General features: G+C 57.5%; 13 protein-coding genes. 12 read left to right on the top strand and 1 reads right to left on the bottom strand.

Features of this window, described 5'->3' with window-relative positions; all coding sequences use genetic code 11:
* The 9 genes from ACZZ0A_RS04935 to ACZZ0A_RS04975 all read left to right on the top strand — a co-directional run bounded on the left by ACZZ0A_RS04935 (position 1) and on the right by ACZZ0A_RS04975 (position 11,946).
* Positions 1 to 705: a succinate dehydrogenase iron-sulfur subunit gene (locus tag ACZZ0A_RS04935; RefSeq protein WP_007919888.1), complete on the top strand. Its 705-nt coding sequence runs from the start codon at positions 1 to 3 to the stop codon at positions 703 to 705.
* A 251-nt stretch (positions 706 to 956) separates the two neighbouring features.
* A complete protein-coding gene (locus ACZZ0A_RS04940; protein WP_007919886.1) occupies positions 957 to 3,788 on the top strand; it encodes a 2-oxoglutarate dehydrogenase E1 component in 2,832 nt (943 codons plus the stop codon).
* A 44-nt stretch (positions 3,789 to 3,832) separates the two neighbouring features.
* Positions 3,833 to 5,053, top strand: coding sequence for a 2-oxoglutarate dehydrogenase complex dihydrolipoyllysine-residue succinyltransferase (gene odhB, locus ACZZ0A_RS04945; protein ID WP_007919883.1), 1,221 nt, complete (start codon positions 3,833 to 3,835; stop codon positions 5,051 to 5,053).
* Positions 5,054 to 5,150: 97 nt separating this feature from the next.
* Positions 5,151 to 6,587, top strand: a complete 1,437-nt coding sequence (gene lpdA / locus ACZZ0A_RS04950) for a dihydrolipoyl dehydrogenase (RefSeq protein WP_007919881.1) — start codon at positions 5,151 to 5,153, stop codon at positions 6,585 to 6,587.
* Positions 6,588 to 6,786: 199 nt separating this feature from the next.
* Complete coding sequence (sucC, locus tag ACZZ0A_RS04955; RefSeq protein ID WP_007919879.1) at positions 6,787 to 7,953, top strand: ADP-forming succinate--CoA ligase subunit beta; 1,167 nt, start codon at positions 6,787 to 6,789, stop codon at positions 7,951 to 7,953.
* Positions 7,953 to 8,834: a succinate--CoA ligase subunit alpha gene (gene sucD / locus ACZZ0A_RS04960; RefSeq protein WP_007919877.1), complete on the top strand. Its 882-nt coding sequence runs from the start codon at positions 7,953 to 7,955 to the stop codon at positions 8,832 to 8,834. The genes sucC and sucD overlap by 1 nt, the downstream gene beginning before the upstream one ends.
* A gap of 402 nt (positions 8,835 to 9,236) precedes the next feature.
* Positions 9,237 to 10,550, top strand: a complete 1,314-nt coding sequence (brnQ, locus tag ACZZ0A_RS04965; RefSeq protein WP_007919876.1) for a branched-chain amino acid transport system II carrier protein — start codon at positions 9,237 to 9,239, stop codon at positions 10,548 to 10,550.
* A 257-nt stretch (positions 10,551 to 10,807) separates the two neighbouring features.
* A complete protein-coding gene (locus ACZZ0A_RS04970; protein WP_007919871.1) occupies positions 10,808 to 11,545 on the top strand; it encodes a DUF599 domain-containing protein in 738 nt (245 codons plus the stop codon).
* Positions 11,545 to 11,946, top strand: a complete 402-nt coding sequence (locus ACZZ0A_RS04975) for an MAPEG family protein (protein WP_463542588.1) — start codon at positions 11,545 to 11,547, stop codon at positions 11,944 to 11,946. The genes ACZZ0A_RS04970 and ACZZ0A_RS04975 overlap by 1 nt, the downstream gene beginning before the upstream one ends.
* A 78-nt stretch (positions 11,947 to 12,024) precedes the next feature.
* Here ACZZ0A_RS04975 and ACZZ0A_RS04980 read toward each other — a convergent pair whose 3' ends face one another.
* The gene (locus ACZZ0A_RS04980; protein WP_007919867.1) at positions 12,025 to 12,261 is read right to left on the bottom strand and encodes a hypothetical protein; all 237 of its coding nucleotides are present in this window, start codon (positions 12,259 to 12,261) and stop codon (positions 12,025 to 12,027) included.
* A 158-nt stretch (positions 12,262 to 12,419) separates the two neighbouring features.
* Between ACZZ0A_RS04980 and ACZZ0A_RS04985 the strand changes: the two genes are divergently transcribed.
* From ACZZ0A_RS04985 to htpG, 3 genes are all read left to right on the top strand, one after another.
* Positions 12,420 to 12,896 (top strand): PaaI family thioesterase, encoded by a 477-nt coding sequence (locus ACZZ0A_RS04985; protein ID WP_463542589.1) that lies wholly within the window; start codon positions 12,420 to 12,422, stop codon positions 12,894 to 12,896.
* On the top strand, positions 12,893 to 13,345 hold the full coding sequence (locus tag ACZZ0A_RS04990; protein ID WP_007919863.1) for a PaaI family thioesterase: 453 nt from the start codon (positions 12,893 to 12,895) through the stop codon (positions 13,343 to 13,345). The genes ACZZ0A_RS04985 and ACZZ0A_RS04990 overlap by 4 nt, the downstream gene beginning before the upstream one ends.
* A gap of 82 nt (positions 13,346 to 13,427) precedes the next feature.
* A complete protein-coding gene (gene htpG / locus ACZZ0A_RS04995; protein ID WP_034156253.1) occupies positions 13,428 to 15,332 on the top strand; it encodes a molecular chaperone HtpG in 1,905 nt (634 codons plus the stop codon).
* Positions 15,333 to 15,373: the final 41 nt, after the last annotated feature.

The raw sequence follows: 15,373 nt of genomic DNA on the forward strand, positions 1-15,373 counted from the left end.
ATGTTGAAAGTCAGTGTTTATCGCTACAACCCTGATCAGGACGCTGCGCCGTTCATGCAGGAATTCCAGGTCGATACCGGTGGTAAAGACCTGATGGTGCTGGACGTGCTGGCCCTGATCAAAGAGCAGGACGAGGGTTTCTCCTATCGTCGCTCTTGCCGTGAAGGCGTCTGCGGCTCCGACGGCATGAACATCAACGGCAAGAACGGTCTGGCGTGCATCACGCCGCTGTCCGCCGTTGTAAAAGGTAACAAGTTGATTGTTCGTCCGCTGCCAGGTTTGCCGGTTATCCGTGACCTGGTCGTCGATATGAGCATCTTCTACAAGCAATACGAGAAGGTGAAGCCTTACCTGCAGAACGACACGCCGGCTCCGGCCATCGAGCGTCTGCAGTCGCCAGAAGAGCGCGAAAAGCTCGACGGTCTGTACGAGTGCATCCTGTGCGCTTGCTGCTCGACTTCGTGCCCGTCCTTCTGGTGGAACCCGGACAAGTTCCTGGGTCCAGCTGCGCTGCTGCAAGCTTATCGCTTCCTGGCAGACAGCCGTGACACCAAGACCAACGAGCGTCTGGCTTCGCTCGATGACCCGTTCAGCGTCTTCCGCTGCCGGGGCATCATGAACTGCGTCAACGTATGTCCGAAAGGCCTGAACCCGACTAAGGCCATCGGTCACATCCGTAACATGCTGCTTTCGAGCGGCGTGTGATTCAGCTGCTGTAACCGCTGCACCGTAGAGGCTGTGGCGCGGGCTTCAACCCGCGTCATGGCTATAACCAGAGCAGTAGCCACAAGCTGCCGCTCTTATTTTGAAGAAATGAGACAAGCAGGGGCATCCGGGCTGGTACCCGGACTATCAGTGTGATCCTAAGTGGCTTGTTTTAGTCGCTGCATTCGGACTTCTGCAAGTTTGCTCGGTGTCGACATCGATGGTGTTCCCCTAACCGAGGGTGACCAAGCATGCAAGAAAGCGTGATGCAGCGCATGTGGAACAGCGCCTACCTTTCAGGTGGAAACGCTGCCTATGTGGAAGAGCTTTATGAGCTCTACCTGCACGACCCTAACGCTGTGCCAGAAGAGTGGCGCACCTACTTTCAGAAGTTGCCTGCCGACGGCAACTCTGCCACTGATGTTTCGCACTCCACAATTCGCGATCATTTCGTGCTGCTGGCAAAGAACCAGCGCCGCGCCCAACCGGTTTCCGCCGGCAGCGTGAGCAGTGAGCACGAGAAGAAGCAGGTTGAAGTGCTGCGATTGATCCAGGCCTACCGTATGCGTGGCCACCAGGCAGCCCAGCTTGACCCGCTGGGACTGTGGCAGCGTCCTGCACCTGCAGACCTGTCGATCAATCATTACGGCTTGACCAATGCCGATCTTGATACGACCTTCCGTGCCGGCGACCTGTTCATCGGCAAAGAGGAAGCGAGCCTACGCGAAATTCACGAAGCGTTGCAGCAGACATATTGCCGCACCATCGGCGCTGAATTTACGCACATCACCGATTCCGAGCAGCGCCAGTGGTTCCAGCAGCGTCTGGAAAGCGTGCGTGGTCGTCCGACGTACTCCGCCGACATCAAGAGCCACCTGCTTGAGCGCGTGACTGCCGGTGAAGGCCTGGAAAAATACCTGGGCACCAAATACCCGGGCACCAAGCGTTTCGGTCTGGAAGGCGGCGAAAGCCTGATTCCGATGCTCGACGAACTGATCCAGCGTTCCGGTTCCTACGGCACCAAGGAAGTCGTCATCGGCATGGCCCACCGTGGCCGTCTGAACGTGCTGGTCAACACCTTCGGCAAGAACCCGCGCGAGCTGTTCGACGAGTTCGAAGGCAAGAAGAAGGTCGAGCTGGGTTCCGGTGACGTTAAATACCACCAGGGCTTCTCGTCCAACGTGATGACCGCCGGCGGTGAAGTTCACCTGGCCATGGCGTTCAACCCGTCCCACCTGGAAATCGTTTCCCCGGTGGTAGAAGGTTCGGTTCGCGCCCGTCAGGATCGTCGTAACGACCCGACCGGTGAGAAGGTTCTGCCGATCTCCATCCACGGTGACGCTGCATTCGCAGGTCAGGGCGTGGTCATGGAAACCTTCCAGATGTCGCAGACCCGCGGTTTCAAGACCGGCGGTACCGTGCACATCGTGATCAACAACCAGGTCGGTTTCACCATCAGCAACCCGCTGGACTCGCGTTCCACCGAGTACGCCACCGACGTTGCCAAGATGATCCAGGCGCCAATCCTCCATGTGAATGGTGATGATCCGGAAGCCGTGTTGTTCGTGACCCAACTGGCCATCGACTACCGCATGCAGTTCAAGCGTGACGTGGTGATCGACCTGGTCTGCTACCGTCGTCGCGGCCACAACGAGGCCGACGAGCCAAGCGGTACTCAGCCTCTGATGTATCAGCAGATCACCAAGCAGCGCACCACCCGTGAGCTGTACGCTGATCGTCTGACCCAGGGCGGTGTACTGGACGCAGAGCGTGTTCAGGCGAAAGTCGACGAATACCGCAACGCGCTGGACAACGGTCTGCATGTAGTGAAATCGCTGGTCAAAGAGCCGAACAAAGAACTGTTCGTGGACTGGCGTCCGTATCTGGGCCACGCCTGGACTGCGCGTCACGACACGCGTTTTGATCTGAAGACCCTGCAAGAACTGTCCGCCAAGCTGCTGGAAATTCCGGAAGGCTTCGTGGTTCAGCGTCAGGTCTCGAAGATCTACGAAGACCGTCAGAAGATGCAAGCCGGCGGCCTGCCGATCAACTGGGGTTACGCCGAAACCATGGCGTACGCGACCCTGGCGTTCGAAGGTCACCCGATCCGCATGACCGGTCAGGACATCGGCCGCGGTACGTTCTCGCACCGTCACGCTGTTCTGCACAACCAGAAAGACGCGGGCACCTACATTCCGCTGCAGCACCTGTACGACGGTCAGCCACGCTTTGACCTGTACGACTCGTTCCTGTCGGAAGAAGCGGTACTGGCCTTCGAATACGGTTACTCGACCACCACGCCGGATGCGCTGGTGATCTGGGAAGCCCAGTTCGGCGACTTCGCCAACGGTGCACAGGTTGTTATCGACCAGTTCATCACCAGCGGCGAGCACAAGTGGGGCCGTCTCTGCGGTCTGACCATGTTGCTGCCACACGGTTACGAAGGTCAGGGCCCTGAGCACAGCTCGGCACGTCTTGAGCGTTACCTGCAACTGTGCGCCGAGCACAATATTCAGGTCGCCGTACCGACCACGCCAGCGCAGATCTACCACTTGCTGCGTCGTCAGGTGATTCGCCCGCTGCGCAAGCCGTTGATCGTGCTGACGCCGAAGTCGCTGCTGCGCCACAAACTGGCCATCTCGACCCTGGAAGATCTGGCCGAAGGTTCGTTCCAGACCGTGATCCCGGAAATCGATACTCTGGACCCGAAAAAGGTCGAGCGTGTTGTTCTGTGTAGCGGCAAGGTCTACTACGACCTGCTGGAAAAACGCCGTGCCGAAGGCCGTGAAGATATCGCCATCGTGCGGATCGAGCAGCTGTATCCATTCCCTGAGGACGACTTGAAAGAAGTCCTGGCTCCGTACACCAACGTCAAAAATGCCGTTTGGTGTCAGGAAGAGCCGATGAACCAGGGCGCCTGGTACTGCAGCCAGCATCACTTGCGCCGTAGCATCGGTAACCTCGACAAGTCTCTCGTACTTGAGTACGCGGGCCGTGAGGCTTCTGCTGCACCTGCTTGTGGTTACGCATCGATGCACGCCGAGCAGCAGGAAAAACTGCTGCAAGATGCTTTCACTGTTTAACGCCTTCGCGCTGACTGAAACCGAATTTTAAGGACCCACAGATAATGGCTATCGAAATCAAAGCCCCGTCATTCCCGGAATCGGTTGCCGATGGCACCGTTGCCACTTGGCACAAGAAACCAGGTGAGGCCGTCAAGCGTGACGACCTGATCGTCGACATCGAAACCGACAAAGTCGTACTCGAAGTCCTGGCTGAAGCTGACGGCGTGCTGGGCGCAATCGTTGCCAACGAAGGCGATACCGTTCTTTCCAACCAGGTACTGGGCTCGATCGAAGAGGGCAGCGCTGCCGCTGCTCCAGCCGCCGCTGCTGCTCCGGCTGCTGCTGCCGCCGCTCCAGCTGCTGGCGAAGGCGAAGACGATCCTGTTGCTGCTCCTGCTGCGCGCAAGCTGGCTGAAGAAAACGGCATCAACATCGCTTCCGTTGCCGGCACCGGCAAAGGTGGTCGTGTGACCAAGGAAGACGTGGTGGCTGCTGTTGCTGCCAAGAAAGCCGCTCCGGCTGCCGCGCCTGCCAAGGCTGCTGCTCCTTCGGCTGCCGCTCCTGTGTTCGCCGCTGGCGACCGCATCGAGAAGCGCGTACCGATGACCCGCGTTCGTGCCACCGTGGCCAAGCGTCTGGTTGAAGCACAGTCGAACATGGCGATGCTGACCACTTTCAACGAAGTCGACATGACTGAAGTCATGGCCCTGCGTTCGAAGTACAAGGATCTGTTCGAGAAGTCCCACAACGGCGTACGCCTGGGCTTCATGTCGTTCTTCGTCAAGGCTGCTACCGAAGCGCTGAAACGCTTCCCGGCTGTCAACGCGTCGATCGACGGCGGCGACATCGTTTACCACGGCTACGCGGACATCGGCGTTGCCGTTTCCAGCGACCGTGGCCTGGTTGTTCCGGTTCTGCGTAACGCCGAGCTGATGAGCCTGGCTGAAATCGAAGGCGGCATCGCCACTTTCGGCAAGAAAGCCCGTGACGGCAAATTGTCGATGGACGAGATGACCGGTGGTACCTTCACCATCACCAACGGTGGTACCTTCGGTTCGATGATGTCGACCCCGATCGTCAACCCGCCGCAGGCAGCGATTCTGGGCATGCACAACATCATCCAGCGTCCTATGGCCATCAACGGTCAGGTCGTTATCCGTCCGATGATGTACCTGGCACTGTCCTACGATCACCGTCTGATCGATGGCAAAGAAGCTGTGACCTTCCTGGTGACCATCAAGAACCTGCTGGAAGATCCGGCTCGTCTGTTGCTGGATATCTGATAGAAGCAGTCGCGGGCTTCAAGTTTCAAGCTGCAGGAAAGGGCAGCTTGGCTTGGGGCGCGCGGCTTGAAGCTTTTCGCTAAAGAGGATTTTTTGAATGTCGCAGAAATTTGACGTAGTAGTGATCGGTGCTGGCCCTGGTGGCTACGTGGCTGCCATCAAGGCCGCGCAGCTGGGTCTGACCACTGCCTGCATCGAGAAGTACACCGACGCAGAAGGCAAGCAAGCCCTGGGCGGCACCTGCCTGAACGTGGGCTGCATTCCTTCCAAGGCGCTGCTCGACAGTTCCTGGAAATACAAGGAAGCGAAAGAAAGCTTCAACGTTCACGGTATCTCGACTGGCGAAGTCAAAATGGACGTCGCTGCGATGGTTGGCCGCAAGGCTGGCATCGTCAAGAACCTGACCGGCGGCGTTGCCACCCTGTTCAAGGCCAACGGCGTTACTTCGATCCAGGGCCACGGCAAACTGCTGGCTGGCAAGAAGGTCGAAGTCACCAAGCCAGACGGCTCGGTTGAAGTCATCGAAGCTGAAAACGTCATCCTGGCTCCAGGTTCGCGTCCGATCGACATTCCACCAGCTCCGGTTGATCAGAAAGTCATCGTCGATTCGACTGGCGCTCTGGAATTCCAATCCGTACCTAAGCGTCTGGGCGTGATCGGCGCTGGCGTGATCGGTCTGGAACTGGGTTCGGTGTGGTCGCGTCTGGGTTCGGAAGTGGTTGTCCTCGAAGCTCTGGACACCTTCCTGATGGCTGCGGACACCGCTGTTTCCAAGGAAGCGCTGAAAACCCTGACCAAACAAGGTCTGGACATCAAACTGGGCGCTCGCGTAACCGGCTCGAAAGTGAATGGCGACGAAGTCGTTGTGAACTACACCGATGCCAACGGCGAGCAGACCATCACGTTCGATAAGTTGATCGTAGCCGTTGGTCGCCGTCCGGTGACCACTGATCTGCTGGCTGCCGACAGCGGCGTGACCCTCGACGAGCGCGGTTTCGTGCACGTTGACGATCACTGCGCGACCACCGTACCGGGCGTTTTCGCCATCGGTGACGTGGTTCGCGGCATGATGCTGGCGCACAAGGCATCCGAAGAAGGCATCATGGTTGTCGAGCGCATCAAGGGCCACAAAGCCCAGATGAACTATGACCTGATCCCTTCGGTTATTTATACTCACCCGGAAATCGCGTGGGTTGGCAAAACCGAGCAGGCCTTGAAAGCTGAAGGCGTTGAAGTTAACGTCGGCACCTTCCCGTTCGCCGCTTCCGGCCGTGCCATGGCCGCCAACGATACCGGTGGTTTCGTCAAGGTCATCGCTGATGCCAAGACTGACCGCGTATTGGGCGTGCACGTGATTGGCCCGAGCGCTGCAGAACTGGTTCAGCAGGGCGCGATCGGTATGGAATTCGGCACCAGCGCTGAAGACCTGGGCATGATGGTTTTCTCCCATCCGACCCTGTCTGAAGCCTTGCACGAAGCTGCTCTGGCTGTGAATGGCGGCGCCATCCACATTGCCAACCGCAAAAAGCGTTAACAGACAATAAGAAACCACGGCGGTAACGGCCCGTCGTGAGCCTTGCGAGCAAGTCTCACCGCGGAATGTCCGCTGGACGCAGTCTTGCGTAGCTGCACCGGTTATCCGGAAAGGCTACGCAAGCAGCAGTCACAGGTGGCGCGGCACTCAAACGAGCGCAGCGCCGAATGCGCAGTACCTAACGAAGACGGTAAAAAGCATGAATCTTCACGAGTATCAGGGTAAGCAGCTGTTCGCTGAATACGGCCTGCCAGTTTCCACTGGTTACGCAGTAGACACCCCGGAAGCAGCAGCAGAAGCTTGCGACAAAATCGGCGGCAGTGAGTGGGTTGTCAAAGCCCAGGTCCACGCCGGTGGTCGCGGTAAAGCGGGCGGCGTCAAGCTGGTTCGCAGCAAAGAAGACGCCAAAGCCTTCGCACAGCAGTGGCTGGGCAAGCGTCTGGTGACTTACCAGACTGACGCCAATGGCCAGCCAGTCACCAAGATCCTGGTTGAATCGTGCACTGATATCGCTAAAGAGCTGTACCTGGGCGCTGTCGTTGACCGTTCGAGCCGTCGCATCGTGTTCATGGCTTCCACCGAAGGTGGCGTGGACATCGAGAAAATCGCTCACGACACTCCAGAAAAAATTCTCAAGGCCACTATCGATCCACTGGTTGGCGCTCAGCCATTCCAGGGTCGCGAGCTGGCATTCCAGCTGGGTCTGGAAGGCAAGCAGGTTGCTCAGTTCGCCAAGATCTTCGTAGGTCTGGCCAAGCTGTTCAAGGATCACGACCTGGCTCTGCTGGAAGTGAACCCGCTGGTGATCAAGGCTGACGGCGATCTGCACTGCCTGGACGCCAAGATCAACATCGACGCCAACGCAATGTACCGTCAGCCTAAGCTGAAGACTTTCCACGATCCGTCGCAAGACGATCCGCGCGAAGCGCACGCTGCCAAGTTCGAACTGAACTACGTAGCACTGGAAGGCAACATCGGCTGCATGGTCAACGGTGCTGGCCTGGCCATGGGTACCATGGACATCGTCAACCTGCATGGCGGCAAGCCAGCCAACTTCCTCGACGTAGGTGGTGGCGCTACCAAAGAACGCGTAACTGAAGCGTTCAAGATCATCCTGTCCGACACCAACGTCGCTGCAGTACTGGTCAACATCTTCGGCGGCATCGTTCGCTGCGACATGATTGCCGAAGGCATCATCGGCGCTGTGAAAGAAGTCGGCGTGAAAATCCCGGTTGTTGTTCGCCTTGAAGGCAACAACGCTGAGCTGGGCGCTAAAGTACTGGCAGAAAGCGGTTTGAACATCATCGCTGCTACCAGCCTGACCGACGCTGCTCAACAAGTTGTCAAAGCTGCGGAGGGCAAATAATGAGCGTCCTGATCAATAAAGACACCAAAGTTATCTGCCAGGGTATTACCGGTTCGCAAGGTAGTTTCCACACCCAGCAAGCCATCGAATACGGCACCAAAATGGTTGGTGGCGTTACTCCTGGCAAAGGCGGCACCGAGCACCTGGGTCTGCCAGTGTTCAACACCGTTAAAGACGCAGTAGCGGCCACTGGCGCTACCGCCAGCGTGATCTACGTTCCGGCTCCTTTCTGCAAAGATTCGATCCTGGAAGCGGCATTCGGCGGCATCAAGCTGATCGTCTGCATCACCGAAGGCATTCCTACCCTGGACATGCTGGACGCTAAAGTTAAGTGCGACGAGCTGGGCGTAGTCCTGATCGGCCCTAACTGCCCAGGCGTGATCACTCCAGGCGAATGCAAGATCGGCATCATGCCAGGTCACATTCACTTGCCAGGCAAGGTCGGTATCGTTTCCCGTTCCGGCACCCTGACCTACGAAGCTGTGAAGCAGACTACTGACGCCGGTTTCGGTCAGTCGACTTGCGTCGGCATCGGTGGTGACCCGATCCCGGGTTCGAACTTCATCGACATCCTGAAGCTGTTCCAGGAAGACCCGAAGACCGAAGCGATCGTAATGATCGGTGAGATCGGCGGTTCGGCTGAAGAAGAAGCGGCTGCCTACATCAAGGCACACGTGACCAAGCCGGTTGTTTCCTACATCGCTGGTGTGACTGCTCCTCCGGGCAAGCGCATGGGCCATGCTGGCGCAATCATCTCTGGCGGCAAAGGCACTGCAGACGAGAAATTCGCTGCGCTGCAAGACGCAGGCGTGAAAACCGTGCGTTCGCTGGCAGACATCGGCAAGGCCCTGGCCGAGCTGACCGGTTGGGCTGTCAAGTAAGCCTCGCGCTTAGCTTGCAACTCTGCTGACAAAGGCCACCTTCGGGTGGCCTTTGTTGTTTCTGCAATTTGGAAGATCAAAAGATCGCAGCCTTCGGCAGCTCCTACAGAGAATTGCGATCCCCTGTAGGAGCTGCCGAAGGCTGCGATCTTTTGATCTTTGCCGTACCAACGAAAAATAGATACGTAAACGCGACACAGAAACGTCGCGTATCGGATAGTTCGCCCTCTAACAGTGCGTTTGCAGGCCAAATTCGTTAGGCTAGCAGCCATTTTTGCGTCTGCCGCCCACAAGGCATGCAACGCGCTTTAAGGGTCAGTCCCATACGGATCGACAGCATTTCCCTAATTACACAGGGCAATCCCCCTCTAAATTCCGATTCAGTAGTGTGGTATTACCTTAATGAAAGTTTTGAAAGGTCAGGACATCCTGGCACTTGGCTTTATGACATTTGCCCTGTTCGTTGGGGCTGGCAACATCATTTTCCCGCCGATCGTTGGCTTGCAGGCCGGACCTCACGTCTGGATGGCCGCGCTGGGCTTCCTGATCACCGCGGTGGGTCTGCCGGTGATCACCGTCGTTGCATTGGCCAAGGTCGGTGGGGCAATGGATGCGCTGAGCAGCCCGATCGGCAAGATCGCTGGCGGCATTCTCGCGGCTGCGTGCTACCTGGCGGTCGGCCCGTTGTTCGCCACCCCGCGTACTGCGACCGTATCGTTTGAAGTAGGCTTGGCGCCGCTGACCGGCGAAAGCCCGTTGGCACTGTTCCTCTACAGCTCGGTGTACTTCCTGCTGGTGTTCTTCATCTCGCTCTACCCTGGGCGTTTGCTGGACACCGTTGGCCGCTTCCTCGCGCCGCTGAAAATCATCGCACTGGCAGTGCTCGGCATCGCTGCATTCGCCTTGCCGGCGGGTGATATCGGTCACGGCACGCCTGAGTATGTGGCGGCACCGTTCTCCCAAGGCTTTATCAATGGTTACCTGACCATGGATACCCTCGGCGCGCTGGTGTTCGGCATCGTCATCGTTAACGCGATCCGCTCCCGTGGCGTCGAGTCGCCGGCGCTGATCACCCGTTACGCGATCATCGCTGGCCTGATTGCCGGTGTCGGTCTGGCGCTGGTGTATGTCAGCCTGTTCCGCCTTGGTTCCGGCAGCCACGAAGTAGCAGCGGGCGCGACCAATGGCGCGGCGGTATTGCACGCGTATGTGCAACACACCTTCGGTTCGCTGGGCAGCGGTTTCCTCGCAGTGCTGATCTCGCTGGCGTGTCTGGTGACGGCGGTCGGTCTGACTTGTGCGTGTGCCGAATACTTCAGCCGTGTGCTGCCACTGTCCTACAAGACCCTGGTGATCATTCTGGCGGCATTCTCGCTGCTGGTGTCCAACCTGGGCCTGACCAAGCTGATTGCGTTCTCGATTCCTGTGCTGACCGCAATCTATCCGCCGTGCATCGTTTTGGTCGCGCTGAGCTTCTGCAAAGACTTCTGGCATGAACACGGCCGCATTCTTGGTCCGGTGATGCTGGTGTCGTTCATCTTCGGCACCATCGACGCGTTGAAAGGCGCCGGTCTGGCCGGCTGGATGCCATCGCAGTTGTCGCACCTGCCACTGAGCGAGCAGGGTCTGGCCTGGTTGGTGCCGTGTGTGATGACGCTGGTGGTTGCAGTGGTTTGCGATCGCATGCTGGGCAAGCGCAGCGAAGCGGTTGCCTGACGTTGCCTGACCCGCCATAAGCGGGTCTTCAACGCTTAAACAGAAATGCCCCGTATCAATCGATACGGGGCATTTTTTATGCGCGTCAGGCAGTGTCTTTTTCCCTGAGCTAACGTCGAAGGGTTGCATCGCTTTTATGTAGGCCTTCGCCTGCTCGCGATAGCGGTGTGTCAGGCAACTTCAATGGTGATTGACACACCGCTATCGCGAGCAGGCTCACTCCTACAGGTACAGCATCTATATCCACAGGGAATTGCATGTCGTTCATCCAAGCCAACCTGATTCACTTGCTCGCCGCCATCTGGTTTGTCATCTGCTGGGGTGGTTATACCCGTTATGCCTCCTGGAAAGGCCGCGATACAGCGTGTCTGGCCAGCGTGCTGCACCTGTACCGCGAAGACTGGATGCGCCGCATGCTGTTGCGTGACAACCGTATCGCCGACGCCAGCGTAATTGGTAATCTTGAACGCAACGCCTCGTTCTTCGCCTCCAGCACATTGATCATCCTCGCCGGCATTCTCACCGTGCTTGGTGCCTCGGAGCGGGCGGTGTCGTTGCTGGCTGACATCCCGATGGTGCAGCAGGCATCGCAGGGCATGTCGGAAATCAAGTTGCTGTGTCTGGCGATGGTGTTCGTCTACGCCTTCTTCACCTTTAGCTGGTGTATGCGTCAGTACAATTTTGCGGCGGTTTTGGTCGGGTCGGCGCCAATGATCGGTGAGCGACATGTCTCCGAACAGGAGCGCAAGGCGTTCGCGGCGCGGGCGGCGCGGGTGATTTCGATGGCGGCGAACCAGTTCAACTTCGGGCTGCGCTCTTACTACTTCGGCATGACCATGCTGGCGTGGTTCGTCAGCCCGTGGCTGTTCATGCTGATGAGCGCCGGGGTGGTGTTGGTCTTGTACCGCCGCGAGTTTCATTCCGACGTTCTCGATGTCATGGTCTATACCCCTACAGAAGCTCCCATTCCCGAGACAAACAAAGAGGTCGCTTGATGAGTATTCCGTTCTGGTGTGTGTTTATCACTGCGCTGTTGATTTATATCGCGCGTATGCCGGTGGGCAAGGCGATGAAAGAGCAGGGCGGTTACAACAACCACCTGCCGCGTCAGCAACAGGCGCAACTGACCGGCTACGGCGCGCGGGCGCTGGCGGCGCATCAGAATACGATTGAAGCGTTCATGTTGTTCGCGGTCGGCGTGTTGATGGCGCACACCACTCAGACGGCAGGATGGCTGATCGATACATTGGCGATCGTTTTTGTTATCGCGCGGATTCTCTATGTGTGGCTCTATCTGGCCGACCAACCCAAGCTGCGCAGCCTGGTTTGGGTAGTTGGCGTACTGTGCTCGTTGCTACTGATGATTAGTCCGACTTTTAGAACTGTCTTGCTCTAAGACGAGCCTGGCGCTAGATGACAGGCAAAAGAAAACCCGCACTTGGCGGGTTTTCTTTTTTCTGCAGCAAAAAGCGAATTATTGCTTCTTGGCAGCTTCTTCTTGTGCAGCAGCGTTCGATTCAGCCTGAGCTTTGGCAGCTTCGGCGTTTTCTTTCGCAGCGTCGTTCACTTTATCCTGAGCTTTGTTCATGTCTTGCTGAGCTTGTTCAGCATGTTGGTTGGCATCTTGAGCTTTGTCCTCGGATTTTTTATCGCAGGCAGCGAGACCGAGGGAAGCGGTCAACATCAAGGCAATAGCAAAAGTCTTACGCATGGGGTGTTTCTCCTTATGGAAAATAACTACTGGCCTTAAGAACTCGGCGCTACAGGTTAAGTTCCTCATTTCTTTCAGATATATAAGTTTGTTTTTACACGGAACTTTTGCTGTATTGCTTACTACTGGCAAAAGGCTCTAACGAGAGTAATTATCAAATGGATGGAAACCCCGTTTTTGAGCGCGCGACGCGGTTTCTCTCCGCGCTGCGACACTGTCAGGTACTCGGATTGCGCGTGCACAGCGCGTCCAGCGAAGGGCTTACGGTGATCCTTCCGTACAGCACGAAAATCGTAGGTAATCCACAGACCGGCGTGATCCACGGCGGCGCAATCACTTCGTTGATGGACACCGCCTGCGGAATGTCCACGCTGTGCGTTTTGCCGGAATTCGAGGTCTGCCCGACGCTCGACCTGCGCATCGACTACATGCATGCCGCCGAACCCGATAAAGATGTGTATGGCTTCGCTCAGTGCTACCGGGTGACCACCGACGTGATCTTCGCTCGCGGTTTCGCCTATCAGGACGATCCCGAGCAGCCGATCGCCCATGTGGTCGGTACGTTCATGCGCATGGGCAAGGCCCTCAAAGGCACAAAAGGCTTTGGCGGTGTAATAAAGGGAGAAGGGCAATGAGCGATGACCTCAAGCAGCAATTGCTCAAGGCTCACGCGCAGGGCGATTACGCGCCGCTGTTGCAGTTGATTCCCTACGCCGGGCTGATCGGCATCGAATGCTCACGCGTCGGCGATGAATTGCTGTTCAAGCTTCCTGCGAACAAGGACAACATTGGTAACCCTTTATTGCCGGCAATCCATGGCGGGGTGATCGCCGGGTTCATGGAGCTGGCCGCCGCCCTGCATCTGTTGATATTCACCGGTGCGCCCGGGGTGCCGAAGATCATCGACTTCTCTCTCGATTACCTACGCGCCGGGCAGTTTCGCGACACTTGGGCCAAATGTCAGGTGTGTCGCCAGGGCCGGCGTGTAGCCAACGTCGCCATCACCGCCTGGCAAAGTACCGAAAGCGAACCGATTGCCACCGCTCGCGCGCACTTCAAAATCGATGAGCCCTTGAAATCCTGAACAGCGCCCCAAACTCACAAGACAACCCGCCGCCGACCATTTCGGGTCGCGGCCACTGCCATCTGATTGGAGTTTGATGACCATGAGTGTGGAAACTCAAAAGGAAACCCTGGGCTTCCAGACCGAGGTAAAGCAGCTGCTGCACCTCATGATCCATTCGCTGTATTCCAACAAGGAAATTTTCCTTCGCGAATTGATCTCGAACGCCTCTGACGCTGTCGACAAACTGCGCTTCGAAGCCCTGGCCAAGCCAGAGCTGCTTGAAGGCGGCGCTGACCTGAAAATCCGTGTGAGTTTCGACAAGGACGCCAAGACCGTCACCCTCGAAGACAACGGTATCGGCATGAACCGTGACGATGTGATCACCCACCTGGGGACCATCGCCAAATCCGGCACTGCCGATTTCATGAAGAATCTTTCTGGCGATCAGAAGAAAGATTCGCACTTGATCGGCCAGTTCGGTGTGGGCTTCTACTCTGCCTTTATCGTTGCCGACCAGGTTGACGTGTACAGCCGTCGCGCCGGCACCCCGGCCAGCGAAGGCGTGCACTGGTCGTCGAAAGGCGAGGGCGAGTTCGAAGTCGCCACCATCGACAAGCCAGAGCGCGGCACCCGTATCGTCCTGCACCTGAAAGCCGCCGAAGACGAATTCGCCGATGGCTGGCGTCTGCGCAACATCATCAAGAAGTATTCCGACCACATCGCTTTGCCGATCGAGCTGCCGAAAGAAGCGGCAGCTGCCGAAGGCGAAGAGGCTCCGGCCGTTGAATGGGAAACCGTCAACCGCGCCAGCGCTCTGTGGACCCGTCCGCGCACTGAAGTGAAGGACGAGGAATACCAGGAGTTCTACAAGCACATCGCGCACGACTTTGAAAACCCGCTGGCCTGGAGCCACAACAAAGTCGAAGGCAAGCTCGAATACAGCTCGCTGCTGTACGTGCCGGCCCGCGCACCGTTCGACCTGTACCAGCGTGAAGCGCCGAAAGGCCTGAAGCTGTACGTGCAACGCGTGTTCGTCATGGATCAGGCCGAGTCGTTCCTGCCGCTGTACCTGCGCTTCATCAAAGGCGTGGTCGACTCCAACGACCTGTCGCTGAACGTGTCGCGGGAAATTCTGCAGAAAGACCCGATTATCGATTCGATGAAGACCGCGCTGACCAAGCGCGTGCTCGACATGCTGGAAAAACTGGCGAAGAACGAGCCTGAGCAATACAAGGGCTTCTGGAAGAATTTCGGTCAGGTCATGAAAGAAGGCCCGGCAGAAGACTTCGCCAACAAGGAAAAAATTGCCGGTCTGCTGCGTTTCGCATCGACCAATGGCGACGACGGCGAGCAGATCGTCGGTCTGGCCGACTACCTGGCCCGCGCCAAGGAAGGTCAGGACAAGATCTACTACCTCACCGGCGAAACCTACGCGCAGGTTAAAAACAGCCCGCACCTGGAAGTCTTCCGCAAGAAAGGCATCGAAGTGCTGCTGCTGACCGACCGTATCGACGAGTGGCTGATGAGCTACCTCAGCGAGTTCGACGGCAAGACCTTTGTCGACGTGGCACGTGGTGACCTCGATCTGGGCAACCTGGACTCGGAAGAGGACAAGAAAGCCGCAGAAGAAGTCGCCAAGTCCAAAGAAGGTCTGGTCGAGCGTCTGAAAACTGCGCTGGGCGATTCCGTGGCTGAAGTACGGGTTTCGCATCGTCTGACCGATTCGCCGGCCATTCTGGCCATCGGCGAACAGGATCTGGGTCTGCAAATGCGTCAGATCCTCGAAGCCAGCGGACAGAAAGTGCCGGATTCGAAGCCGATCTTCGAATTCAACCCAAGCCACCCGCTGATCGAGAAACTCGATGGCGAGCAGAGCGAAGAGCGTTTTGGCGACCTGTCGCACATCCTCTTTGATCAGGCAGCCCTGGCTGCCGGCGACAGCTTGAAGGATCCGGCCGCCTATGTGCGCCGTCTGAACAAGCTGCTGGTTGAGCTGTCGGTTTAACCAAGTCGTAGAAAAACCCGCTTCGGCGGGTTTTTTCATTC

The organism is Pseudomonas sp. AC242, assembly GCF_979258655.1.

Bases quoted from the DNA above. Each gene is read 5' to 3' on its own strand.
- ACZZ0A_RS04940 (WP_007919886.1), top strand. From the start codon at position 957: ATGCAAGAAAGCGTGATGCAGCGCATGTGGAACAGCGCCTACCTTTCA.
- sucD (WP_007919877.1), top strand. From the start codon at position 7,953: ATGAGCGTCCTGATCAATAAAGACACCAAAGTTATCTGCCAGGGTATT.
- ACZZ0A_RS04970 (WP_007919871.1), top strand. From the start codon at position 10,808: ATGTCGTTCATCCAAGCCAACCTGATTCACTTGCTCGCCGCCATCTGG.
- ACZZ0A_RS04975 (WP_463542588.1), top strand. From the start codon at position 11,545: ATGAGTATTCCGTTCTGGTGTGTGTTTATCACTGCGCTGTTGATTTAT.
- ACZZ0A_RS04980 (WP_007919867.1), bottom strand. From the start codon at position 12,261: ATGCGTAAGACTTTTGCTATTGCCTTGATGTTGACCGCTTCCCTCGGT.
- odhB (WP_007919883.1), top strand. From the start codon at position 3,833: ATGGCTATCGAAATCAAAGCCCCGTCATTCCCGGAATCGGTTGCCGAT.
- sucC (WP_007919879.1), top strand. From the start codon at position 6,787: ATGAATCTTCACGAGTATCAGGGTAAGCAGCTGTTCGCTGAATACGGC.
- lpdA (WP_007919881.1), top strand. From the start codon at position 5,151: ATGTCGCAGAAATTTGACGTAGTAGTGATCGGTGCTGGCCCTGGTGGC.
- ACZZ0A_RS04935 (WP_007919888.1), top strand. From the start codon at position 1: ATGTTGAAAGTCAGTGTTTATCGCTACAACCCTGATCAGGACGCTGCG.
- ACZZ0A_RS04990 (WP_007919863.1), top strand. From the start codon at position 12,893: ATGAGCGATGACCTCAAGCAGCAATTGCTCAAGGCTCACGCGCAGGGC.
- htpG (WP_034156253.1), top strand. From the start codon at position 13,428: ATGAGTGTGGAAACTCAAAAGGAAACCCTGGGCTTCCAGACCGAGGTA.
- brnQ (WP_007919876.1), top strand. From the start codon at position 9,237: ATGAAAGTTTTGAAAGGTCAGGACATCCTGGCACTTGGCTTTATGACA.
- ACZZ0A_RS04985 (WP_463542589.1), top strand. From the start codon at position 12,420: ATGGATGGAAACCCCGTTTTTGAGCGCGCGACGCGGTTTCTCTCCGCG.